The organism is Pseudomonas lurida, assembly GCF_013522705.1.
GTDB lineage: Bacteria > Pseudomonadota > Gammaproteobacteria > Pseudomonadales > Pseudomonadaceae > Aquipseudomonas > Aquipseudomonas quebecensis.
Genome location: NZ_JAAMRE010000025.1, coordinates 1 through 23,306 on the forward strand (window position 1 = coordinate 1; position 23,306 = coordinate 23,306).

A 23,306-nucleotide genomic window follows, 5' to 3' on the forward strand; every position below is an offset into this window, starting at 1 on the left:
TGACGATCGTTCCCACGCTCCGCGTGGGAATGCATCCTGTGACGCTCCGCGTCACGCCTTCAAGAGCGGACGCAGAGCGTCCAGGGCTGCGTTACCACGCGGAGCGTGGGAACGATCATCTCAAGCCTGGCGGTTGGCATACATCCGACACTCCGCCAGCAGCGCCAGCAAGTTCGGGTCTCGCTCCTTGGCCTTCAAGAACACCACGCCAATATGCTGCTGCAACCGATACCTGGCTTGCAGCGGTATCAGCTTCACGCGGTTCTCGTACACCGCCGCGATTCTGCCCGGCAGCAGCGCATAACCCACCCCCGAGCTGACCATGCTCAACAGCGTGAAGATGTCATTGACCTGCATCGCCACCTTCGGCTCGAACCCCGCCTGCTTGAACACTCGGTTGCCGTCCTGGTGGGTGGCGAAGCCTTGAGTCAGGGTGATGAAGGTGGCGTCGCGCACGTCGGCCAGGTCGATTTCCTGCTCGCGGTCGAAAGGCGAGTCGGCCGGGGTGGCGAGGAAGATATCGTCGCAGAACAGTTCGATCTGTTCGCAGTCCGGATCGTTGGCGTGTTCGTCCAGGGAGATGAGGATCGCGTCGACTTCCATGTTCTTGAGCTTATAGAGCAGGTCGAAATTGGAGCCGAGGATCAGGTCGATGTTGAGTTCGCTGCGGCGTATCTTCAGGCCCATGATCAGTTGCGGCACGGTTTTTACCGTCAGCGAATACAGCGAGCCGAGCTTGAAACGTTCGGCGGAGAAACCGGCGGCCTCGCGGGTCAGGCGCACGCTGTCGACCACATCGGCGATCAGTTTCTGTGCGCGCTCTTCGAGCACGTAGGCGCTCTCCAGCGGCGTGAGGTTGCGCCCCTCATGTTTGAACAGCGGGCAGCGCAGGGCGTTTTCCAGTGAATGAATGGCGCGGTGCACGCTGACATTGCTGGTCTGCAGCTCGGCGGCGGCGCGGGCCAGGTTGCCGGTGCGCATGAACGCCAGGAAGATTTCGAGTTTTTTGAGGGTGAATTCTTCGTCGATCAGCATGGCCGTGGCTCTGGTTCGCGTGGGGTCGATTGTGCCCGCAAAAGCGCTCGGCGTCCTCGGAACGTCACACGCCACTTGCACTCTGATGCGCAAGGCCGGAGGCTTGCGGCCAGTCGTCAACGGTTACGGGAGGTCAGTGATTCATGTACCACGGGGAACGATTCAACGCCTGGAGCCATTTGCTCGGTGCCGTCGCGGCGTGTATTGGCGCCGTATGGATGCTGGTGGTAGCCAGTCTGGATGGCAGCCCCTGGAAGATCGTCAGCGTGGCGATTTATGGCTTTACGCTGATGGTGCTGTACAGCGCGTCTACTGTGTATCACAGCGTGCAGGGGCGGCGAAAAGAGATCATGCAGAAGGTCGATCACTTTTCCATCTACCTGCTGATCGCCGGCAGCTACACGCCGTTCTGCCTGGTGACCCTGCGCGGGCCGTGGGGTTGGACGCTGTTCGGGATTGTGTGGGGGCTGGCGGTGATCGGCATCCTGCAGGAGATCAAGCCGCGTTCCGAGGCGCGCATTTTATCCATCGTCATTTATGCGGTGATGGGCTGGATCGTGCTGGTGGCGGTCAAGCCGCTGATGGCCGCGCTGGGCACGGCGGGGTTTATCTGGCTGGCGGCGGGCGGCGTGCTGTACACCGTCGGCATCATCTTTTTTGCCCTGGAGCATCGCCTGCGGCATTCCCATGGTATCTGGCATTTGTTTGTGATCGGCGGCAGCGTGCTGCATTTCGTGGCGATCATGCGCTACGTACTCTGACAGCCGACTCGATCAAAAAGTGGGAGGGTGCTTGTCGCACCGTCCCACCCCGATGGCGGTGGGCCAGTGACGAATAGGTTGGCTGACGCTGGTTTACATTGAAAATTTACTTTTCTTTCAGCTGTTTGTAAGTAGTAGAAAAGCAGTAAGCTCCCATGAGCATTATTAAACCATAGCTTAGCCCATTCATTATTTTCTCTGGAGAAAAGAAAAGGCTGCTTACCATAACTGTAAATATAACCGCAATTGTCGTTACGAGTTCGGTGATTAGAAAGAAAGAGAATATTTCCTGTCTACATGCACGATCTAGAACTTCATTTGATGTGACTCTGGTCATTATGATTCCAATCCCAGCCCCAAAAAAACAGAAGGCCGAAAGAATCAGGAAGTATGAAGTGTTTGTGTTGTCAAGGGCCGTTGGCAGGGATATGGCAACGGTTATGAAAAAGCAAAAAAATGAAAATGTTGAGCCGGATTTTTTGAGTGTCGGCTGGGATAGTCCCACGACTCCGAGAACCGTAGACGCCAAAAAAACTACAAAGGCTGTTAGTGAGCTTCCTAGCCAAGATAAACCTTCAGGTATGTCTGTCGAGGGTTTGTGTCGATATAATAAGCCAATTGCGTACATGAGGATCAACATCTCAAAAGTATTGCCTGCTACGTATCCCAAAAACTGGCTAGGGTATTTAGAGATGACTTTAAAGTGATGAATATAATAAAGGCGGGTTCGGTGCTTTGAGCTGTTCTTTTTAGTGAGAACTGGCTTGAGATCATGGTAGGAGACGTAAGTCTGAATGACTCGGCATAGTAATATTGGCAACATCGTCACTAGCATGGCGTACAGGTAGTATCCGCTACTCATCATGAGTGATGCTATCAGTAATAGAGTTAATGGAGTCCCTATGCGTATGTGCAGGTGTTTTTTAAAAGCTCCCACGTAATCTGCGCTATGTCCAGTAAGGTGCAGGTGGAGGTCGTTGTAGGCCGGCCTGAAAGATGATCGCAGGCAGCCAGTGCCTATTGAGTCGAAGGTGAATGAAATAAGTATCAAGCACCAACTAATATGCCAGTAGTCGAGTAGCGCTAAATAAAATCCGGTGGTTAAAAAAATAGCGCATGCAAATTTGAATATGAACCCGTAAATTGTTGTGTATGCCGTGCCAAAACGGTTTGCAAACGAATGCCCAACGTAAAACTCAATAACCAGAGAAATTAGCAGCTGTGTAATGAGCGAGAACTCTAAGGAAAAACTCCCAAGCTTAGGGTTGGTTGCTATCAGAGCCAGTTCTAGTATCGTTACACCCATCGCGATGCCACCATATAGTGCGTCTGAGCGGGAGACAATATTGGTGGCGCTTTTCATAGGCTGACCCTGAAAGTTTTGCCGGGTTCAAGTACTAGATTTTTATAAAAGATCGACGGGGCATGAGCTCTACCATAAAACATTAGTGTCGTGTAAATGGAGTCCAAGTCGAAAGGAACTAAAGTGAGAGAACGTCCTGCGGGCGGGGTAGAGACATATTTGTATTGTGTGTCTCTCCTATTTCGAAAATCTTCGTAAAGCAGTAGTTCGTAATCGATAGGGGGGAATTGAGTTTTTATCTTCTGTAGAAAAATTTCACACGCCGCGGCGTTTAAATTTTTGTAGATTTTCGAGGTTTTATCAAAACGATCAAATACGGCGATTAAAACTTCCTCTCCATGAATTGATTCTAGATACCTGATCGTATAGGGCCATCTTCTACTGATGTGCCTAGAGATGTCTAAATACCTTCTGATGCTTTCAAACGCGAAGTGTTTTTCTTCCGAGGATGTTGGAGTTGATAGCAAGTTATTAGGTTCATATATTTTTGAGAAAAATATAGTTGTTGAGATATGGCAGGATTTTTTCATTTTTTATTCGCTTCTATGAGCGCCTTTTTTATGAGAAGTATGTTGCTGTTTTCAACATCTAGCGGTGCTCCCGCCATTTCCAACAAAATGTTGTGCGTTTTTAGGCTTTTTATTACCGCGCTTTTAAATGTTTCGGTTAGTTCGTTTTTGAAGTGGTCTGAATGTTGGTCAAGCCAGACGGGAATACCATTCCATAGCCAAGACTTCACTCCTGAGATGTGTAGCGTCTTAATTAGATTCCAAATTTCGTGGGCAGCGCAGGGCAAATCGAACGCTAGACCTTTAGTTTTACAGTAGCCAAGATAGTGCCCAATATCAAACGCCATCATGCATTCAGAGCGCCTGCACAGCTCTAGGTAAAACTCCCAAAATTCTATGTTTCAAAATTCGCTATAGATTGGTGGGTTTTCCAAAGCTACAGGTATTTCAAAGTAGTCATTTATGAATCTGGCATTGTCAGCAGTGGTTTTTAATGTTTCTTTATTCATAGGCGGATTGGTTTGGTGAGCGCCCAAAAATAGATTGCCATTCCTCCAAATTCCGATGTCTTCCTCGATATAAATTATAGGAAGTGTGGCTAGCGCCTCCTTCAGGTTTTTTAAGTCTGCCAAGTCAGTAACCCCTGAGAAATTGATGTCTACGGGGTGTGCGGACATCGTAAAGTCTGCGGATAGGCATATATCAGTTTTGGACACTGCTTTACAGTGTCCAATTATTAGCTAGTAGTACTTCATTAGAATTCGGGTGCCGTTTTTCCAGCAACCATGTCGTAACTTCCATCGGGTACCGGAGTTAAGGTCTCGACATCAGAGGCCAGTTCATCCAGATAGTCATCGTCATTTTCGTCTGCCATGATATTGCTCCTTTTTTGTTTTTGATTTCAGCGTATTTGCAGTCGGATTAAGTGTCTTGCATGCCAGCAAGAATCGTGGCTGCTCTTATATAAAAGTCCCAGAGATTCTTTAAGTCAAATAAAAAATGAAATTTCAGAAATTTCCTAAGATTACTGTTTGCTTGTAAGAAAAGTCCCGCTTTGAAGGATGGCTCCTACGAGTATGTAGGATGAAGAGGCCATGGAGGCAATCGAATCGTTTGTGGTGTGCTTGTTTATTTTTTGGAATTATGGATTAACGGCTGACTCGTTACAGCAAAACTCTATTTTCTAAATTTCAAGACTTTTTAAGCAGTTATATCGTGCGAATGTAATCCGATTCCTATCTCTTGGTCTAAAAAACAGTCCTCTGAGCTGTTTCTGCGATCGAGACTCAGATTCCAATTTATGCATTAAGTAAGTGCTTTAACTGAGATAAACATATGGAGTAGGGCTTGCCCTCCTACATTGGATCTTCTGTGTTCCTACAGACGTTGCAGTAGTTCCCAGGCACGCTGCCCAACAATCCCCAACAACTTGGCCAACATATGCGGCGGTGGCTCATCTGCGCGGGTCAGGGCGTACAAGGTGATCGGCAACGGTGGCGTGAGCGGGCGGATGCAGGTGGTGGCGGTCGAGGCGCCGAGGGCGGTGAAGGGGTCGATGACCGTCAGGCCAGCGCCGGATTCGACCATGGCGCGGGCCAGGGAATAGGTTTGCACCGAGATTGTCACCCGGGGCGCGGGGTCGACGTTTTCCAGGTAGCTGTCGAGTTTGGCGGCCAGCGGATCGGCGCTGGAAAGGCCGATCAACGGCGCACCCGCCAGTTCCGCCAAGGGCAATGGCGTGCTCAGTTCGGCTTCGGTCCAGTAGCCTTTGGACGCCAACGCCACCAGCACACCGTTGGCCAGCACTTGGGTGGTCAACCCCGGGTGCCCGGAGAAGTTGAGGGTCAGCGCCAGATCAATCTCGCGCATCAGCAGTTTCTGCACCAGCTCACGGCTGTGGTCGCTGGACAGCTCGCAGGCCATGTCCGGGTAATCGCGGGTCCATTCCAGGATTGCCGGCGGCAGCAGCGACAAGGCCAGCGCCGGGATCGCCCCGATGCGCACGCTCTGGCCCGGTGCGCGGCGCAAGCTCTTGGCCAGGCGCCGCACGGCTTGCAGGCTGTCGGTGACTTTATCGACTTCGCGCTCCAGCGCCAGCGCTTCCGGCGTGGGCTGCAACTTGCCGCGCGCCCGCAGAAACAACGGGAAACCCAACTGCAACTCGGCGTGCTGCAGCACCTTGGTCACTGCCGGTTGTGACACATGCAACAACTGCGCGGCAGCGCTGACGGAGCCGGTCTGGCGGATGGCCTGGAAGATTTCGATATGACGCAGGCGCATGGCAAGTCCATAACCTTTGTTTATAGGTGAACCATCTTTATTCATTGTCGCTGGCCTGTCACCTGCCCCTAGGCTGGAACCCTCTTAATGCAACGGCAGGTGGCGGGGATGGTGTGCATCATCGGCGGTGGGGTGATCGGTCTGGCCAGTGCCTATGCGCTGGTGCGTGCGGGCCATGAAGTGACGGTGATCGATGCGCGCGACACCCTGGGTAGCGAGACCAGCTTCGCCAACGGCGGGCAATTGTCCTACCGCTACGTCGCCCCGCTGGCGGATGCCGGTGTGCCGCTGCAAGCCATCGGTTGGTTGCTGCGTGGTGACTCGCCGCTCAAGCTGCGCCCGCGCCTCGACCCTCGGCAGTGGCGCTGGATGGCGGCGTTCCTCGGCGCTTGCCGTGGCTCGGTGAACCAGCGCAATGCCGCGCACCTGCTGCGCCTGGCGGCCTTGAGCCAAGCGACGTTGCAGCAATGGCGCGAGGATGATCGTCTGGACGGTTTCGACTGGCGGCGCAACGGCAAGCTGGTGACGTTTCGCACTGCGGCAAGCTTTGAATCGGCACGCAATAAAATCACCGACATCCTGCAACAGCAAGTGCTATCCGCCGTCGATTGTGCACGCTTGGAACCGGCGCTGGAGGGCGGTGGTTTTGTCGGCGGGATCTACACACCGAGCGAAGAAGTGGCCGATTGTCATGCCTTCTGCCAGCGTTTGGCGGCGCGGCTGCAAGCGTCGGGGCGTTGCCGCTTTGTGCTGGGGCGCAAGGTCACTGGCGTTCGTCATGCCGACGGCGCGGTGCAGGCAATCGAGTTGGGCGATGAGGTGATGCCGGTCGAAAACCTGGTGCTGGCCGCCGGTTATCGCAGCGCTGAACTGGGGGCCTCGCTGGCGCTGTACCCGCTCAAGGGCTACAGCCTCAGCGTGCCGATTGGCGCGCAGCATCGGGCGCCGAACGTGAGCATCACCGACTACGACCGCAAGATCGTCTACGCGCGCATCGGCGAGCAACTGCGGGTGGCGGCGATGGTGGACATCGTCGGTTTCGATGCGAGCCTCGACCCCAAACGCCTGGCGCTGATGAAACGCCAGGCCCTGGAGACTTTACCCCTGGCTGGCGACTATGCCCATGCGGTGGAATGGGCCGGCATGCGTCCGGCCACCCCGACCGGCGTGCCGCTGATTGGCGCCGGTCAATATCGCAACCTGTGGCTGAACCTGGGCCACGGCGCGCTGGGTTTTACCCTGGCCTGTGGCAGCGGCAAACTGCTTGCCGAACTCATCGACCAACAGGTCACTTCCATTGATATGCAGGGCCTGGCGCCCCGCGCGGCATAAGGAAGCCCCCATGACCATCAACCGAATCAGCAGTAATGAACGCCTGAGCGGCGCCGTGACGTTCAAGAACTTGGTGTTCCTCTCCGGCCAGGTGCCAGGCGACGGTGAGGACGTGGCGACGCAAACCCGCGAAGTCCTCGCCAAGATCGATGGGCTGTTGGCCCAGGCAGGCAGCGACAAGGATCATCTGCTCAATGCAACGATTTATCTGAAAGACATCAGCAGTGGTTTTGCACCGATGAACGCGCAGTGGTCTGCGTGGCTTTCGCCAGGCATGGCGCCGACCCGCACCACCCTGCAAGCGGAACTGGCTCGACCCAGTGTGCTGGTGGAAATCAGCGTGATTGCTGTACGTAAATAACTCAAAGACCAACGGAGAATAACAATGAAAAAGATCCTGTTGACCGGCTGCACCCTCGGGCTGTTATTGGCCGCACAGGCCCAAGCGAGCACGGCCCCGCTGGACGGCACACTGGCCAAGATCGCCAGCGCCAAGTCAATCACCCTGGGTTATCGCGACGCCTCGGTGCCGTTTTCGTACGTGGGCGATCACAGCGGCAAACCCATGGGCTATTCGGTGGACCTGGCAAACAAGATCGTCGAACGCATCCAGCAGAAAATCGGGGTGCCCACCCTCAACGTCAAATACAACCTGGTGACCTCCCAAACCCGTATCCCGCTGGTGCAGAACGGCACCGTCGACCTGGAATGCGGCTCCACCGGCGTGACTGCCGAACGGCAGAAACAGGTGGCATTTTCCTACGGGTTTATCTATGTGAAAGGCCAGTTGTTGACGGCTAAAGACAGCGGCATCAACGGCTTCGCCGATCTGGCGGGCAAGAATGTGGTGACCACCGCGGGTACCACCAACGAGCGTTTCCTTAAAAGCTACAACGCCGAGCACAAGGCCAATATGTTTGTGATCAGCGCCAAGGACCATGGCGAAGCGTTCAAGATGCTGGAGACCGGCCGCGCGGCGGCGTTCTACATGGATGATGCGTTGCTTTACGGCGAACGTGCCAAGGCCCGCGACCCGCACAACTGGGTGGTGGTAGGCGAGGAACAGTCGCGCGAGATCTACAGCTGCATGGTGCGCAAGGAGGACCCGCAGTTTCTGGCGGTGGTCAACGAGACCCTCGGTGACCTGTACCGCAGCGGGGAAATCAACGGGATTTACCAGCGCTGGTTTGAACAGCCGATTCCGCCCAAGGGCTTGAACCTTGAGTTCCCGATGACCAGCGAGCTGAAGGCGATCATTGCCAAGCCGGTCAGCGACCCGGTGGAGTGATGTGCTGATGTGGTAACCCAATCTAACTGTGGGAGCTGGCTTGCCTGCGATAGCATCACCCAAGTGTTACTGAAAGACCGAGGTGACTGCATCGCGGGCAAGCCCGGCTCCCACACAAGCCCGCTCCCACAGTTTTGATTGGGTTTGCAAAGTAAGGGCGTTAGAAGTCGCCCCAGAGTTGTTGGGCCACGGCCAATGCAACGACGGGCGCGGTTTCGGTACGCAACACCCGCGGCCCAAGGCGGGCGGCGTGGTAGCCGGCGGCTTGGGCTGTTTCGACTTCATTGTCGGTCAGCCCACCTTCTGGCCCGATCAAAAACGCCAGGCTCGACGGCTTGGCATGGCTGACCATAGGCTCGGCCACCGGGTGCAGCACCAACTTCAAATCCGCCTCGGTCTGCTTGAGCCAATCGGCCAGCAGCAGCGGCGGGTGGATCACCGGCACCGTCGAACGCCCACATTGCTCGCACGCGCTGATCGCCACCTGGCGCCAGTGCAGCAGGCGTTTATCGGCGCGTTCGTCCTTGAGGCGCACTTCGCAGCGGTCGCTGAAGATCGGCGTGATGGCGTTGACCCCCAGTTCAGTGGCTTTCTGAATCGCCCAATCCATGCGCTCGCCCCGGGACAGCCCCTGGCCGAGGTGGATGTGCAGCGGCGATTCGGTCTGGCCGGCGAAGCGTTGCGTGAGTTGCACGGAGACGCGTTTCTTACCGACCTCCAGCAACGTGCCGCGAAACTCCTGACCGGAACCGTCGAACAGTTGCACGGCATCGCCTTCGCCCATGCGCAGTACGCGGCTGATGTAATGCGCCTGGGCTTCGGGCAGTTCAACCTCGCCGAGGCTCAGCGGGGTGTCGGTGAAAAAGCGGGACAGTCTCATGTCTGTTCTCTGGAAAAAGGGTGTGCAGAGCGGACGCGGAGCGTCCAGGGCTGCATTCCCACGCAGAGCGTGGGAACGATCATGGGGTGGTTTAGCCCGGATCGCGGAAGCCGGGGTGGAAATCCTTCGGCACCGCCACGCTGACATTGCTGTTGGTGGCGATGTCGATGCCTTCGCTGGCAACCTCGGCGAGGAAGTCGATCTGCTCCGGCGTGATCACATAGGGCGGCAGGAAATACACTACGCTGCCCAACGGCCGCAACAATGCGCCGCGCTCCAGCGCGTGTTCGAACACCTTGAGGCCACGGCGTTCCTGCCATGGGTAGGCGGTCTTGGTGGCCTTGTCCTGGACCATCTCGATGGCCAGCACCATGCCAGTCTGACGTACTTCCGACACATGCGGATGGTCGACCAGGTGCGCCGTCGCCGTGGCCATGCGCTGGGCCAGGGCCTTGTTGTTCTCGATAACGTTGTCCTCTTCGAAAATATCCAGAGTCGCCAAAGCCGCCGCGCACGCCAGCGGGTTGCCGGTGTAGCTGTGGGAATGCAGGAAGGCGCGCAGGGTCGGGTAGTCGTCGTAGAACGCGTCGTAGACATCATCGGTGGTGACCACTGCCGCCAGCGGCAGGTAACCCCCCGTCAGGGCTTTGGAGAGACACAGGAAGTCCGGACGGATGCCGGCCTGCTCACAGGCGAACATGCTGCCGGTGCGGCCGAAGCCCACCGCAATTTCATCGTGGATCAGGTGCACGCCGTAGCGATCGCAGGCTTCGCGCAGCAGTTTGAGGTACACCGGGTGGTACATGCGCATGCCTCCGGCGCCCTGGATCAGCGGTTCGACGATCACCGCGGCGACCGTGGCATGGTGTTCGGCCAGGGTCTGCTCCATGGCCAGGAACATGGCGCGTGAATGTTCTTCCCAGCTCATGCCTTCGGGGCGCAGATAGCAATCGGGGCTCGGTACTTTGATGGTGTCGAGCAGCAGCGCCTTGTAGGTTTCGGTGAACAGCGGCACATCGCCCACCGACATCGCGGCGATGGTCTCGCCGTGGTAGCTGTTGGTCAGGGTGACGAAGCGCTTTTTGTCCGGCAGGCCGCGGTTGAGCCAATAGTGGAAGCTCATCTTCAGCGCGACTTCGATGCACGACGAACCGTTATCGGCGTAGAAGCAGCGGGTCAGGCCTTCGGGCGTCATCGCCACCAGGCGTTCGGACAACTCGATGACCGGCTGGTGGCTGAAGCCGGCAAGGATCACATGTTCGAGTTGATCGACCTGGTCCTTGATGCGCTGGTTGATGCGCGGGTTGGCATGCCCGAATACATTGACCCACCAGGAGCTGACGGCGTCGAGGTAGCGCTTGCCTTCGAAATCCTCCAGCCACACGCCTTCGCCACGCTTGATGGGGATCAGCGGCAGTTGCTGGTGGTCTTTCATCTGGGTGCAGGGATGCCACAGCACCGCGAGGTCGCGTTGCATCCACTGGTTGTTCAGGCCCATCGTGTCTCTCCTCGAAGCGGTCCTGCGACCGGCGCAGGCGAAACAATCGCGCAAGCCTATGCAAAGCAGGGCGGCGTCACAACCCATGGCGTGTTAATTGGCAGTAAACACAGGACGGACTGTCACGTTTCTCAGGAATAGTCCTTAATCCTTGGTTAACTTATCGTGCCTAGGCTCTTGATCGCATTTCTCGATATTTCAAAGCGAAATTTTCCGCTTTAATTCGATAGTTAACAGGCTAGTCTTGGGCGCAGCTCTTACGGGATTAAGTACATGCAGCTACGTAACTCACCGGCCCGGTATGGCTGGGTCAGTATGGTTTTGCACTGGGGCGTGGCCCTGGTGGTGTTTGGCCTGTTTGCCCTGGGCCTGTGGATGGTTGGACTCGACTATTACAGCGCCTGGCGCAAAGATGCGCCGGACCTGCACAAGAGCATCGGCATCACGCTGTTTGCGGTGATGCTGGTGCGGATCGTCTGGCGCCTGATCAGCCCGCCGCCACCGCCGCTGGCCAGCTACAGCCGCCTGACCCGCATCGGTGCCGCGTTTGGCCATATGTTCCTGTACGTCGGCCTGTTTGCGGTGATGATTGCCGGTTACCTGATTTCCACCGCAGACGGTGTCGGTATTCCGGTGTTTGGGCTGTTTGAAATTCCTGCATTGGTTTCCGGTCTACCGGACCAGGCAGACAACGCCGGCCTGGTGCACCTGTACCTGGCCTGGGTGGTGGTGGTCTTCGCCGGCCTGCATGGCGTGGCTGCGTTGAAACACCACTTTATCGATCGTGATGCGACCCTTACGCGAATGCTGGGGCGCAAAGCCTGATGTTCAACCTCGACTCACAAGGAATAGAAAGCATGTTGAAAAAGACACTCGCTGCTCTGGCAATCGGTACTGCTCTGCTGTCCGCTGGCCAGGTCATGGCTGCTGACTACAAGATCGACAAGGAAGGCCAGCATGCCTTCATCGACTGGAAAATCAGCCACCTGGGCTACAGCTTCATCCACGGTACTTTCAAGGACTGGGATGGCACGTTCAGCTGGGATTCGGCCAAGCCTGAAGCCAGCAAAATCGCAGTCGACGTGAAAACCGCCAGCCTGTGGTCCAACCACGCCGAGCGTGACAAGCACATCGCCAGCAAGGACTTCCTCGACGTTGCCAAGTTTGCCGACGCCAAGTTCGTGTCCACCGCCGTTAAATCCACCGGCGACAAAACCGCTGACGTAACCGGTGACCTGACCTTGCACGGCGTGACCAAGCCGGTGACCTTCAAGGCCACGTTCAACGGTGAAGGCAAAGACCCGTGGGGCGGCGAGCGCGCTGGCTTCAACGCCAAGACCACGCTGAACCTGAACGACTTCGGCATCAAAGGCCCAGGCCCGTCTTCCCAGACCCTGGACCTGGACATCTCGCTGGAAGGTGTGAAGCAGAAGTAATGTTGCGGGTTTAAGAAAAACCGGATCTCAGGGTCCGGTTTGCTGGGTGCAAAAAAATGCCCCGTCTCGAGAGAGCGGGGCATTTTTTATGCTGAGTAGAAACTCAGCGGTTGCGGGTCAGCAACGCTGGTTTCTCACCACGAGGGCGGCCTGGCAATTGATCCAACTGCTCCGGGGTCGGGAAGCGATCGACTTTCGACTCCTTGTGGATAATCTTCGGCGCCGGTCCACCGCGCGGGTTCTGCACGGCGGGCTCGGAGGAGCGTGGCTGGTCGTCACGGGCTGGACGGCGATTGCGCGAGTCTTCGCGACGGGCCTGGCCATCACGCGGTGCGCCGTTACGCGGGCCGCTGCGTTTGGCAGGTGGGGTGCCGGTGGTACCGCCGCTGCTGTTGCGTGGGCCATTCTGACGTGCGCCTTGTGGCTGACCGCCACGAGGAGCGCCTGCGCCCGCGCCCTGTGCCGGAGCACCTGGACGGCGGCCACGGCCCTGGGCCGGCTTGGCCTGGGGCACATAGTCAACGCGGTTACCGAAGTTATCCACATCGTCGTCGAGGAATTCGTCCGGGGCTCGGTCGGCGGCGGCGCGCGGTGGCTGGCTCGGCTGGCGCTGTTCGCGCGCCGGGCTGCCTTCACGGGGCTTCTGCTCACGGGCCGGGCGTTCGCCACGGCTGCTGCCGGCGGTTTTTTCCTTGCCCTTGTCCTTGCCTTTGTCGCGACGACCACCACCACCGCCGCCACCGTTCGGGCCATCGCCCTTCGGACCGCGTGGGTTGCGTGGGTTGCGCACATCCGGACGCTCGCGCGCTTCAGGCTTCTCGGCCTCCACGGTGCTGGCATCGAAGCCCATCAGGTCGCCGTCGGCGATTTTCTGCTTGGTCATGCGCTCGATGCTTTTCAGCAATTTTTCTTCGTCCGGTGCCACCAGGGAGATGGCTTCGCCCGAGCGACCCGCACGGCCGGTACGACCGATACGGTGCACGTAATCTTCATCGACGTTCGGCAGCTCGAAGTTGACGACGTGTGGCAACTGGTCGATATCCAGGCCGCGGGCGGCAATATCGGTGGCGACCAGAATGCGCACAGTGCCGGCCTTGAAATCGGCCAGGGCTTTGGTGCGCGCGTTCTGGCTCTTGTTACCGTGGATGGCCACGGCGGTCAGGCCGTGCTTGTCCAGGTACTCGGCCAGGCGGTTGGCGCCGTGTTTGGTGCGGGTGAACACCAGGACCTGTTCCCACGCGCCGGCGGTGATCAGGTGAGCCAGCAGCGCACGTTTGTGGCTGGCGGGCAGGCGGAACACGCGTTGCTCGATACGCTCGACCGTGGTGTTCGGCGGCGTGACTTCGATGCGCTCCGGGTTATGCAGCAGCTTGCCGGCCAGGGCAGTGATGTCCTGGGAGAACGTTGCCGAGAACAGCAGGTTCTGACGTTTGGCCGGCAGACGGGCAAGCACTTTTTTCACGTCATGGACAAAGCCCATGTCGAGCATGCGGTCGGCTTCGTCCAGTACGAGGATTTCCACGTGGGACAGATCGACGCTGCCCTGGCCACACAGGTCGAGCAAACGACCGGGGCAGGCCACCAGCACGTCGACACCGCGGGACATGGCCTGAACCTGTGGGTTCATGCCGACGCCGCCGAAGATGCAGGCGCTGACGAACTTCAAATCGCGGGCATACAGCTTGAAGCTGTCATGGACCTGGGCGGCAAGTTCGCGGGTAGGGGTCAGGACCAGAACGCGCGGTTGGCGCGGGCCGTGACGCTGGGATTTGTCCGGATGACCGTTGGGGAACAACCGCTCCAGGATAGGGAGGGCGAAACCGCCGGTTTTACCAGTACCTGTCTGGGCTGCAACCATCAGGTCGCGACCTTGCAACACGGCGGGAATGGCCCGCTGTTGCACGGGAGTAGGCTCGGTATAGCCCGCTGCCTCGATGGCGCGGACTAAAGCCTCGGAGAGACCGAGGGAAGCAAAGGACATGAGTAATCCTGTTTTAGTTAGGGCTTGGCCCAAAGGGATAATCTTGCCGGGCGTGAATGGCGCTTAGGGGAGCGAAATCCCGTCCGGTCCTGCTGCGTCCGGCGAGCACTCCACCGGCTCGCGCGGGCTGCAAAGCTGCGCTGTAGCGGGGTTGGGTGCCTTTTCCAGGACCTCAGCGGCCGGGCGTAAGCCTGGCGGAAAGGCCGGAGTATAACAGAGCAATCACGGCGCGCTGCTTTCCTGCTGCTCAACGGTGCGTTCTGCCGCTGCAATGCCGGCGTTTGCGCCGTACCTGGCGCTCAGGGCAGCGTAGCCTGGTTCTTGCTTGAAACGTTTTAATTCAGCGGCAAACCGCTGCACCAGCAGGTCCAGGCCCGCGCCACGGCGTACGGCAAGGTACTGCGGCTGGCGGCTGACCACCAGCGGGGCCTGGCTGACCTTGCCTTCCAGGCCCAATGTCTTGATCAAATGCTGGCCAACCCGGCGATCGGTGATCAGTAGATCGATACGTCCGAGCAATAATTTGCCGAAGTTCGCCTCATGGCTGGGCGCCGATTCGCGGTAGAACAGCGCCGAATCGCTGAAATGAGCGCCGTACATGTAGCCCGGCGAGGTGCCGACCGTAAGTCCACGCAGGTCGTCCAGGCGCTGCGCCGGGTGAGGTCGCTCGTTGGCATAGAACAGCACGAAGTCCACGTCGGACAACGGTTCGCTGGGGTACAGCAACTGGGCGTCGCGCGCCTGGCTGTGGAAAATATCCAGCGCGCCATCGGCGTGGCCTTGATCCAGCATGGCCAGGCAGCGTTTCCAGGGCAGGAATTGCCACTGCACCTCGACCCCCAGGCGCTGGAACACGATGACGGTGGTTTCGTAGTCCAGCCCGCGCATGGTGCCTTGGTCTTCGTACACGTAGGGCGCCCACGGCTCGGTGACAATGCGCAGTTTCTCGCCGTAAGCGGCCAGGCTAAGGCAAGTGAAAAGCACAGCAGTCAACAACTTGAGAATGACGGGCATGCCCTGAGGTTACGATGCTGGCGCATTAAAGAGAAGCTCTGGCATGCGCATCCGCGGCGGCTGCTATTTGGCTGGCGATGTCATCAAGTGTTCGTAGATCGCCGTGCGCCGCTCGCCGAGAATCAGGCGTACCAGCGGGTTGGCAAACCAATGCTCCAGCTGGTGAGCATCGATTGGGCGTTTCTGCCGCTCCTCCTGGTTCTGTCGCGCCTTGTCCCACCACACCGGGCCGCATGCCTGGTCGAACTCATTCTTGTGCTCGTAGCAGCCGTAAAGAATTTCGCGGATGAACTGCTGCTGGTGCTTGGGCAGCGCCAGCGTGATCAACTTGTACATCAGGCGCTGCGCACGCGGTGGGCGCGGCAGGTGCGCGGAGACGTGGCGGGTGTCAGCCAGGGCCTGAGGGCTGGTGGGGGCCGCCTGGTGCTTGGCGATCCATGCCTTGACCTTGGCACGAAACAGTTGCTTGCGGCTCCAGTAGTGATGAATCAGGTCCGGACACTCCCGCACGTTGACCGTGCGGTAGGCGGCGATAGACAGGCAGAACTCTTCCAGGGTGTACGCGCCCTGAGCATGGGGGAACAGTTCGTCCATCAAGGCAATGGAGCGATCCAGGATAGGCGCGTCCTGCTGGGTCAGGCCCATGACGCCGGAGTTGAGCGTCATCATGTCATCGTCGGCCACTCCCATGTCCAACAGGCGCTGGCGCAGGGCGGTATAGAGGATGCTTTCGTGGTTATCGCCATAGCGGGTGTAGAAGGCATTGCACAGCAGCGTACCGGGCTGCACGCGCTCGAACAGTTCCAGGGGCGAGTGGTGGAAAAAGGTATCGGTGTCGATCAGCAGTGCTACCGGCGATTCTTGCAGTACCTGGCGCAACGCTACATGTTTGGTGCGGAAGTGATAGCCATGAGGCTCGCTCCAGCGTTTACGCGTGGCCTCGTCCAGCGGGCGGACGCGTACGGGCAGCAGGCGATAGGGCTCGGGGTCATCGCTGAATACCTGAATATCCACGGCATCGGGGGGTTCCTGCAGAAACGCCAGGGCACTGGCGATGCTGAACACGGCTTCCTGGTGGTAGGTCTGCGCACCGAAAACCAGATAGACCAGCTGCGGGCGGGAGGTCGTGGGCACTGTATTCATGGACTGCGGGTTTCCGTGGACATGTAAAACGACAAAGGCCCTCGTCGAAACGAGGGCCCTGGCTCAGCTGGGCAAACGTCAGCGTGGCAGCTTGAGGTTGTTCCAGATGGCAAGGCTGGGTTCAGCCTGGTTCAGGGTATAGAAGTGCAACCCTGGCGCGCCACCTTGTAACAAGCGCTCACACATTTCGGTGATGACGTGCTCGCCGAACGCCTGGATGCTCTTGACGTCGTCGCCATAGGCTTCCAATTGCTTGCGTACCCAGCGAGGGATCTCTGCGCCGCAGGCGTCGGAGAAACGCGCCAGCTTGCTGTAGTTGGTGATCGGCATGATGCCCGGCACGATCGGGATGTTCACACCCATGGCCTGCACGCGCTCGACAAAGTAGAAGTAGCTGTCGGCGTTGAAGAAGTATTGGGTGATCGCGCTGTTGGCGCCGGCGTTGGCTTTGCGCACGAAGTTCTTCAAATCTTCTTCGAAATTGCGCGCCTGGGGATGCATTTCCGGGTAAGCCGCCACTTCAATATGGAAGTGATCGCCGCTTTCTTCGCGGATGAAACTCACCAGATCATTGGCGTAGCGCAGCTCGCCGCTGGCCATGCCCATACCGGACGGCAAATCGCCGCGCAGGGCGACAATACGCTTGATGCCAGCGCCTTTGTACTGGGTCAGCAGGCCGCGCAGGTCGGCCTTGCTGTCGCCCACGCACGACAAATGCGGCGCGGCGGGAATATTGACTTCGCTTTCCAGCTGCAACACGGTGTTGATCGTGCGGTCGCGGGTGGAACCGCCGGCACCGTAAGTGCAGGAGAAGAAATCGGGGTTGTAGCTGGCCAACTGCTTGGCAGTCGCCATGAGCTTTTCATGCCCAGCATCGGTCTTGGTCGGGAAGAACTCGAAGCTGAAGCGACGGTCTTGGGACATGGAGGGGGTCTCCAGCTGCAAGTTGCGAGCTTCAAGTTGCAAGAGGGCGGTGCGCCTGTCTTGTAGCATGAAGCTCCCAACCCATAACTGCTTAAAGAGCAAGGAAGTAGCAAGCCTTCACACAAACGCTTTTACTTGCCGCTTGTAGCTGAAAGCTTGCCGCTGCTGTCAGTACCTATACGCGTGGGGCTTGAACGGACCTTCAACGGTCACGCCGATATAGTCGGCCTGGGTCTTGGTCAGTTGGGTCACCACGCCGCCGAAGCCGCGGACCATTTCCAGGGCTACTTCTTCGTCGAGTTTCTTCGGCAGTACTTCCACGGTCAGGCGCTCGGCTTTCTGCGCAGGCGACAGATCGGCGTACTTCTGTTGGAACAGGAAGATCTGCGCCAGCACCTGGTTGGCGAACGAACCGTCCATGATGCGGCTTGGGTGGCCGGTGGCGTTGCCCAGGTTAACCAGACGGCCTTCGGCCAGCAGGATCAGGTAGTCGTCGTTCTGCGGGTCGAAATCGCCGGCGCCGGTGCGGTGAACCTTGTGCACCTGCGGCTTCACTTCTTCCCATGCCCAGTTCTTGCGCATGAAAGCGGTGTCGATCTCGTTGTCGAAGTGACCGATGTTGCACACCACGGCACGCTTTTTCAGGGCCTTGAGCATGTTGGCGTCGCACACATTCACGTTACCGGTGGTGGTCACGATCAGGTCGATCTTGCCCAGCAGGGCCTTGTCGATGCTGGCTTCGGTGCCGTCATTGACGCCGTCGATGAACGGCGAAACCACTTCGAAACCGTCCATGCAGGCTTGCATGGCGCAGATCGGGTCGACTTCGGACACTTTAACGATCATGCCTTCCTGACGCAGGGACTGGGACGAACCCTTGCCCACGTCACCGTAGCCGATTACCAGGGCTTGCTTGCCCGACAACAGGTGGTCGGTGCCGCGCTTGATGGCGTCGTTGAGGCTGTGACGGCAGCCGTACTTGTTGTCGTTCTTGCTCTTGGTCACCGAGTCGTTGACGTTGATGGCCGGGATTTTCAGCTCGCCCTTGGCCAGCATGTCCAGCAGACGGTGTACGCCGGTGGTGGTCTCTTCGGTCACACCATGGACGCGGTCGAGGATCTGCGGGTATTTCTTGTGCAGCAGCTCGGTCAGGTCGCCGCCGTCGTCAAGGATCATGTTGGCATCCCAAGGCGCGCCATCTTTCAGGATGGTTTGCTCCAGGCACCACTCGTATTCCTCTTCGGTCTCGCCTTTCCAGGCGAACACCGGAATACCGGCGGCAGCGATAGCGGCAGCCGCCTGGTCTTGAGTCGAGAAAATGTTGCAGGACGACCAACGCACTTCGGCACCCAGGGCAACCAGGGTTTCGATCAGCACGGCGGTCTGAATGGTCATGTGGATGCAACCGAGGATCTTCGCGCCTTTGAGCGGTTGCTCGGCGGCGTACTTGCGACGCAGGCCCATCAGGGCAGGCATTTCGGATTCGGCGATAAAGGTTTCGCGACGGCCCCAGGCAGCGAGGGACATGTCGGCGACTTTGTAGTCGGTGAAATCTGCAGGCGTGTTGACAGCGCTCATGAAGAGCCTCCATTCGTAGTGTGCGAATGGGCGCCGTTGTGCGTTTAGTATCAGGCCAGGGCAACCAGGCCGGACAACGCCCCATCCGAGCCTGACAGGTTGAACCCTGCTGCAGCGCCCCTCGGACAGGTGGCGGGAAAACGGCAGTAGCCGTTCTGAATCGGGGGCGATTATAGCTTTCTTTGGTTGGTTGGTGGCAAGCGACAAGCTGCATGCTGCATGCTGCAAGCTGCAAGCGGCAGGTAAGAGCGAATCGGCTTTTAACTTGCAGCTTGTCGCTTAAAACTTGAAGCTGGCGTCTCTCAAACACCTCGGAGTCCGCCCCCCATGAACTTCCACACCCGCAAATGGGTAAAACCCGAAGACCTCAACCCCAACGGCACGTTGTTCGGCGGCAGCCTGTTGCGCTGGATCGATGAAGAAGCGGCGATCTACGCGATTGTTCAACTGGGCAATCAGCGGGTGGTCACCAAGTACATCTCCGAAATCAACTTCGTCAGCGCCTCGCGCCAGGGCGATATCATCGAGCTGGGCATTACCGCCACTGAATTCGGCCGCACCTCCATTAGCCTGACGTGCGAAGTGCGCAACAAGATCACCCGCAAAAGCATCCTTACCGTGGAAAAAATGGTGTTCGTCAACCTTGGCGAAGATGGGTTGCCGGCGCCGCACGGGCGCACCGAGATTAAATACGTGAAGGACCAGTTCAAGGACGACACGCTTGCTGAGTAACGCCTTGGCGGGCGTCAGTTAAGTTACTGAATTATTCCGGATGGACCTTTTTGCGGCGTTCTGCTCACTCAGGATGACAACTGAAGTGAAAGGAGTCCGTATATGAAAGTGTCCAGCCCGCTCGTTCAGCATCAACCAACATTGCCCGCAAACATCGATCGGCATGCCCATGCGCCGTTAATCGAGGGTGTAGGTCCGCGCAAATTGGATCTCTATCGCGATGCCGGTGGTCGGGTGGATGTGTTTTTATCGCCCGCAGCACCTGAGCATCTCGTACTCAGCGGCGGCGGCGCCAAAGGCGTTGCCTTTTCCGGCATGATGCGGGCACTTGAGGAGGCCGGGAAGCTGGAAGATATCAGGCTGGTTTCCGGCTCTTCAGCCGGGGCGATTTCCGGTGTGCTGATTGCCAGTGGCATGGGGGGCGACGCATTCGACGCCCTGCTGGACCGTATTGACATGCCGAGTCTGCTTAACAGTCCGGACCCCGTAACGGCGTGGTTGCAAAGCGCCAGTTCGACTCTTGGCAACGTTACCCGCCGCTTGCCGGGCGGTGGCATTTTGCAGTTGTTCATGACGCTGATGCCGCGTCTGCAGACTGAGGCGCCTGCATTGGAAGCGATGATGCGCGACCAGGCGCGCCAATCGATTCTCACCCATATTGCCGACACGCCCAGGTCTACCCGGCCTGCCGAACTGATGAAGATTGCCGACCGGCTGAGCGCCGGAAGCGGCCCTACGTTTGCCGACCTCGCCACGTTGAGTCGCCATATTCCTGCTATCAAGCAACTCAACATCACCGGCACCGGCATGTTCGACGGCCGCCCTCAATTGGTGGTGTTCAATGCCGATCTGACGCCGGACATGGGTATCGCCCGCGCCGCACATATCTCAGGGGCATTGCCTGTGCTGTTCAAGAGCCCGCTTGAGCAGGGGCATGCGTTCCAGGCGGCCACTGACGTCAGCGCTTTTCAGGACGGCGGACTGCTGGTCAACGTTCCGGCACCGGATGTAATTGAGCGTTCGTTTCCAGAATCCCCTCTGAGCAAGGACAAGTCGCTGATTGTTCAATTTGAATCCGAACAACCGTCGGAGCCAACGAGGACCGGCGGATTTTTCAGTCATCTGGTCGATACCTTCAGTGGAACCTCACATACGGCTGCCGACGCGTATCAAAATGATCGACTCATTGCACTTGCCGATCAGACGGTGACATTACCCATGAACACCGCCGAAGGTGACTTTCGCGGCATGCACGGTACTGTCAATTTCACCATGACGCCTGGACAGAAAGACCACTTGCAGGCCCAGGCGTACAAAGCGGTGGCGGCCCACCTCGAAAAGCACGCTACGGTCCGTGAGCATCATCACTTCGCCACATTGGAACAGGCGGTGCTAGCGATGGATGATGAAATGCTGGCCAGCGTGCAAGACTCGCTCAAGAACGAGCCTGCGGCCACGGATATCATGCGTTTTCGCAAGGAGGCGCAGCAGGCGCTGCAGCAACTGGACAGTGCGATTTGCGAGGCCAATCAATCGAGCGACACCCTGACGCTTACATCGAAATTGGCCTGCGCTCTGCGCAACCTGGATGCACTTGCCTGTCGTCCGGAGCGTGTTGAATGGTTGTCACGGCGCCTTAACGTGTCGGGGCAGCGCAATTTTCAGCAGCTTTTGCAAGTGTGTGCCAAGGGCGGATGGGATGACGCACCTCTGTCCAAGGTCATGAGAGCGGCGGTTATTGAAATGGGCAAGCGCGATATCGCGGTGAAGGCCGAGCGCTTCACCCGAGAAGTCATTTATCCCTCGCAATACCGCCTGGGCCAGCCAGACAGTAATGTCGACCTGTTGCAGCAAGCGGCCCGCGAAGTAGCCAAGGCAACCACGCCGGCCGAGTTCAACCAAGTGCTCGACGGCATCATTGGCAATTACAAGGCGCGCAACAAACCTTGGGCGAAACCGGGCAGCGCCACAACGGTTGAGATGGCCAAAGCCTGGCGTGTACCGGTTTAGTTGCCTGGCCACTGAACAGCCACTGTCGCGGCGTGTCGTAGCTACAGGCATCCCTTGGACTCTGGTAAATCATGGCCACACACGCAGACGGCAAAACCCCCAACTTGTCGCAGGAAGAGCAGCAGGACGTCGACGACAATCAACCGCCCCGCGCGGCGGTACTGCACGAGATCATCCGCACCCAAGGCGATCAGGAGCTGGAGCGCAGCGTCGCTGCGTTATGGTGGTCGGCGCTGGCCGCCGGCCTGACCATGGGCCTTTCACTGATGGCCATGGGGCTGCTCAATTCGCGGCTGCCCGACGGTGAAGCGTTCAAGGTGATCGCCAGCTTCGGCTACTGCGCGGGCTTCCTGGCGGTGATCCTGGCGCGCCAGCAACTGTTTACGGAAAACACCCTTACGGCCGTGCTGCCGGTGATGAGCAAGCCGACGCTGGCCAACGCCGGTCGCCTGCTTAGGCTGTGGTCTGTGGTGCTGGTGGGTAACCTGTGCGGCACCTTGCTGGTGGCCTACGTGATGCTGCACCTGCCGATTTTCGACACCAAGACCGACCACGCCTTCCTGGAGATCGGGCGCAAGATCATGGAAAACGACGCGGGGCAGATGTTCGCCAAGGGCATCATCTCAGGCTGGATGATCGCCACCATGGTGTGGATGATTCCTTCCATGGAAAGCGCCAAGATGTGGATCATCATCTTGATCACCTACCTGATGGCGCTGGGCGATTTCACCCATATCGTGGTGGGCTCGGCGGAAGTCTCGTACCTGGTGTTTGCCGGCGAATTGTCGTGGCATGACTTCTGGCTGGTGTTCGCCGGACCGACCCTGGCCGGTAACATCATCGGCGGCAGCTTCATTTTTGCCCTGATCAGTCATGCGCAGATCCGCAGCGAAAGCAGCCTACCGGACAAGAAGGCTGCAGATCCAAGGCATCCGCAGCGCATCGACAAGGGTCAGTGAGCCTGAGTCGTGGCGTGAGGTTGCACGGTCCCAGATAAGTGCGCGATAGAACCTTTCGATGTGTCACGGCTCAGAGCGGGTAGGTGCGGTTTTAAGTTTGTGGTGCTAGAACTTTCATCGCAGCATAAAAAACGACAAAAGGAATTAAGTCATGACAGTCGCTTTCTGGTGTGTGTTGATCGCCATTTTTCTGCCTTACCTGTGCACGGGGGTGGCCAAGTTCAGCGGCGGCAAGTTCGGGTTGCGCCATAACCATGACCCTCGGGCGTTCCTGGACGGCCTGGATGGTGTAGCCAAGCGTGCCCACAGCGCGCAGCTCAATGGTTTTGAAGTTACCCCAGCGTTTGCGGCAGCGGTGATTATTGCCCATCTGGCCGGGACGGCCGAACTGGTGACCATCAACGTGCTGGCGGTGCTGTTTATCACCAGTCGCCTGTTGTACATCATCTGCTACCTGGCGGACTGGGCGATCCTGCGCTCGCTGGTATGGGCGGTGGGGATGGCGTTGATCGCGAGTTTCTTCTTCGTCTCGATCTGAGACGTGGCGCAGATTCCAATGCGGGGAGAGGCTCGCCCCTCCCGC

Annotated in this window: 22 protein-coding genes and 1 riboswitch; of the genes, 10 read left to right on the top strand and 12 right to left on the bottom strand. The window is 58.2% G+C overall.

The features are described from left to right. Nucleotides 1-120: 120 nt before the first annotated feature. Complete coding sequence (locus G7025_RS19070; protein ID WP_181080654.1) at nucleotides 121-1,035, bottom strand: LysR family transcriptional regulator; 915 nt, start codon at nucleotides 1,033-1,035, stop codon at nucleotides 121-123. A 143-nt stretch (nucleotides 1,036-1,178) separates the two neighbouring features. Between G7025_RS19070 and trhA the strand changes: the two genes are divergently transcribed. Beyond that, nucleotides 1,179-1,796, top strand: a complete 618-nt coding sequence (gene trhA / locus G7025_RS19075) for a PAQR family membrane homeostasis protein TrhA (protein WP_181080655.1) — start codon at nucleotides 1,179-1,181, stop codon at nucleotides 1,794-1,796. Nucleotides 1,797-1,902: 106 nt separating this feature from the next. On the opposite strand, the gene G7025_RS19080 is transcribed toward trhA, so the two are convergent. The 4 genes from G7025_RS19080 to G7025_RS19095 all read right to left on the bottom strand — a co-directional run bounded on the left by G7025_RS19080 (nucleotide 1,903) and on the right by G7025_RS19095 (nucleotide 5,948). Next, on the bottom strand, nucleotides 1,903-3,159 hold the full coding sequence (locus G7025_RS19080; protein WP_181080656.1) for a hypothetical protein: 1,257 nt from the start codon (nucleotides 3,157-3,159) through the stop codon (nucleotides 1,903-1,905). 526 nt (nucleotides 3,160-3,685) lie between these two features. Continuing rightward, nucleotides 3,686-4,018 (bottom strand): hypothetical protein, encoded by a 333-nt coding sequence (locus tag G7025_RS19085; protein ID WP_181080657.1) that lies wholly within the window; start codon nucleotides 4,016-4,018, stop codon nucleotides 3,686-3,688. 51 nt (nucleotides 4,019-4,069) lie between these two features. After that, entirely contained in the window at nucleotides 4,070-4,345 is a 276-nt protein-coding gene (locus G7025_RS19090) for a hypothetical protein (RefSeq protein ID WP_181080658.1), read from the bottom strand. Between the two features lie 700 nt (nucleotides 4,346-5,045). Then, entirely contained in the window at nucleotides 5,046-5,948 is a 903-nt protein-coding gene (locus G7025_RS19095; RefSeq protein WP_181080659.1) for a LysR family transcriptional regulator, read from the bottom strand. Nucleotides 5,949-6,047: 99 nt separating this feature from the next. Here G7025_RS19095 and G7025_RS19100 point away from each other — a divergent pair, with 99 nt between their 5' ends. Genes G7025_RS19100 through G7025_RS19110 form a run of 3 tightly spaced genes read left to right on the top strand, consistent with a single transcriptional unit; the run spans nucleotide 6,048 to nucleotide 8,568 of the window. After that, nucleotides 6,048-7,280: a D-amino acid dehydrogenase gene (locus tag G7025_RS19100; RefSeq protein ID WP_181080732.1), complete on the top strand. Its 1,233-nt coding sequence runs from the start codon at nucleotides 6,048-6,050 to the stop codon at nucleotides 7,278-7,280. A gap of 10 nt (nucleotides 7,281-7,290) precedes the next feature. Continuing rightward, on the top strand, nucleotides 7,291-7,641 hold the full coding sequence (locus G7025_RS19105; RefSeq protein ID WP_181080660.1) for a RidA family protein: 351 nt from the start codon (nucleotides 7,291-7,293) through the stop codon (nucleotides 7,639-7,641). 24 nt (nucleotides 7,642-7,665) lie between these two features. Then, nucleotides 7,666-8,568, top strand: coding sequence for a transporter substrate-binding domain-containing protein (locus G7025_RS19110; RefSeq protein ID WP_181080661.1), 903 nt, complete (start codon nucleotides 7,666-7,668; stop codon nucleotides 8,566-8,568). A 160-nt stretch (nucleotides 8,569-8,728) separates the two neighbouring features. On the opposite strand, the gene G7025_RS19115 is transcribed toward G7025_RS19110, so the two are convergent. Together G7025_RS19115 and G7025_RS19120 are read right to left on the bottom strand one after the other, a co-directional pair. Then, on the bottom strand, nucleotides 8,729-9,448 hold the full coding sequence (locus tag G7025_RS19115) for a 16S rRNA (uracil(1498)-N(3))-methyltransferase (RefSeq protein ID WP_181080662.1): 720 nt from the start codon (nucleotides 9,446-9,448) through the stop codon (nucleotides 8,729-8,731). 91 nt (nucleotides 9,449-9,539) lie between these two features. Then, on the bottom strand, nucleotides 9,540-10,946 hold the full coding sequence (locus G7025_RS19120) for an adenosylmethionine--8-amino-7-oxononanoate transaminase (RefSeq protein ID WP_181080663.1): 1,407 nt from the start codon (nucleotides 10,944-10,946) through the stop codon (nucleotides 9,540-9,542). A gap of 273 nt (nucleotides 10,947-11,219) precedes the next feature. Between G7025_RS19120 and G7025_RS19125 the strand changes: the two genes are divergently transcribed. Both G7025_RS19125 and G7025_RS19130 read left to right on the top strand, forming a co-directional pair. Beyond that, complete coding sequence (locus G7025_RS19125; protein ID WP_181080664.1) at nucleotides 11,220-11,771, top strand: cytochrome b; 552 nt, start codon at nucleotides 11,220-11,222, stop codon at nucleotides 11,769-11,771. Nucleotides 11,772-11,803: 32 nt separating this feature from the next. Next, nucleotides 11,804-12,382 (top strand): YceI family protein, encoded by a 579-nt coding sequence (locus G7025_RS19130; protein ID WP_034101238.1) that lies wholly within the window; start codon nucleotides 11,804-11,806, stop codon nucleotides 12,380-12,382. A gap of 103 nt (nucleotides 12,383-12,485) precedes the next feature. Here the strand turns inward: G7025_RS19130 and G7025_RS19135 are convergent, their stop codons facing one another. From G7025_RS19135 to ahcY, 5 genes are all read right to left on the bottom strand, one after another. Then, on the bottom strand, nucleotides 12,486-14,363 hold the full coding sequence (locus tag G7025_RS19135; RefSeq protein ID WP_181080665.1) for a DEAD/DEAH box helicase: 1,878 nt from the start codon (nucleotides 14,361-14,363) through the stop codon (nucleotides 12,486-12,488). 222 nt (nucleotides 14,364-14,585) lie between these two features. After that, complete coding sequence (locus G7025_RS19140) at nucleotides 14,586-15,377, bottom strand: substrate-binding periplasmic protein (RefSeq protein ID WP_181080666.1); 792 nt, start codon at nucleotides 15,375-15,377, stop codon at nucleotides 14,586-14,588. Nucleotides 15,378-15,440: 63 nt separating this feature from the next. Next, complete coding sequence (locus G7025_RS19145) at nucleotides 15,441-16,520, bottom strand: hypothetical protein (protein WP_181080667.1); 1,080 nt, start codon at nucleotides 16,518-16,520, stop codon at nucleotides 15,441-15,443. 78 nt (nucleotides 16,521-16,598) lie between these two features. Further along, the gene (metF, locus tag G7025_RS19150) at nucleotides 16,599-17,444 is read right to left on the bottom strand and encodes a methylenetetrahydrofolate reductase [NAD(P)H] (RefSeq protein ID WP_181080668.1); all 846 of its coding nucleotides are present in this window, start codon (nucleotides 17,442-17,444) and stop codon (nucleotides 16,599-16,601) included. 168 nt (nucleotides 17,445-17,612) lie between these two features. Then, complete coding sequence (gene ahcY / locus G7025_RS19155; RefSeq protein WP_181080669.1) at nucleotides 17,613-19,022, bottom strand: adenosylhomocysteinase; 1,410 nt, start codon at nucleotides 19,020-19,022, stop codon at nucleotides 17,613-17,615. Nucleotides 19,023-19,043: 21 nt separating this feature from the next. Beyond that, nucleotides 19,044-19,151: riboswitch (S-adenosyl-L-homocysteine riboswitch) on the bottom strand. 198 nt (nucleotides 19,152-19,349) lie between these two features. Here ahcY and G7025_RS19160 point away from each other — a divergent pair. The 4 genes from G7025_RS19160 to G7025_RS19175 all read left to right on the top strand — a co-directional run bounded on the left by G7025_RS19160 (nucleotide 19,350) and on the right by G7025_RS19175 (nucleotide 23,261). Further along, complete coding sequence (locus G7025_RS19160) at nucleotides 19,350-19,754, top strand: acyl-CoA thioesterase (protein ID WP_181080670.1); 405 nt, start codon at nucleotides 19,350-19,352, stop codon at nucleotides 19,752-19,754. 102 nt (nucleotides 19,755-19,856) lie between these two features. After that, the gene (locus G7025_RS19165) at nucleotides 19,857-21,764 is read left to right on the top strand and encodes a patatin-like phospholipase family protein (RefSeq protein ID WP_181080671.1); all 1,908 of its coding nucleotides are present in this window, start codon (nucleotides 19,857-19,859) and stop codon (nucleotides 21,762-21,764) included. A 71-nt stretch (nucleotides 21,765-21,835) separates the two neighbouring features. Next, complete coding sequence (locus G7025_RS19170) at nucleotides 21,836-22,723, top strand: formate/nitrite transporter family protein (protein ID WP_181080672.1); 888 nt, start codon at nucleotides 21,836-21,838, stop codon at nucleotides 22,721-22,723. Nucleotides 22,724-22,874: 151 nt separating this feature from the next. Next, nucleotides 22,875-23,261 carry an MAPEG family protein gene (locus G7025_RS19175; protein WP_181080673.1) on the top strand — a complete coding sequence of 129 codons (387 nt, stop codon included), beginning with the start codon at nucleotides 22,875-22,877 and terminating at the stop codon, nucleotides 23,259-23,261. The last annotated feature ends 45 nt before the right edge of the window (nucleotides 23,262-23,306 follow it).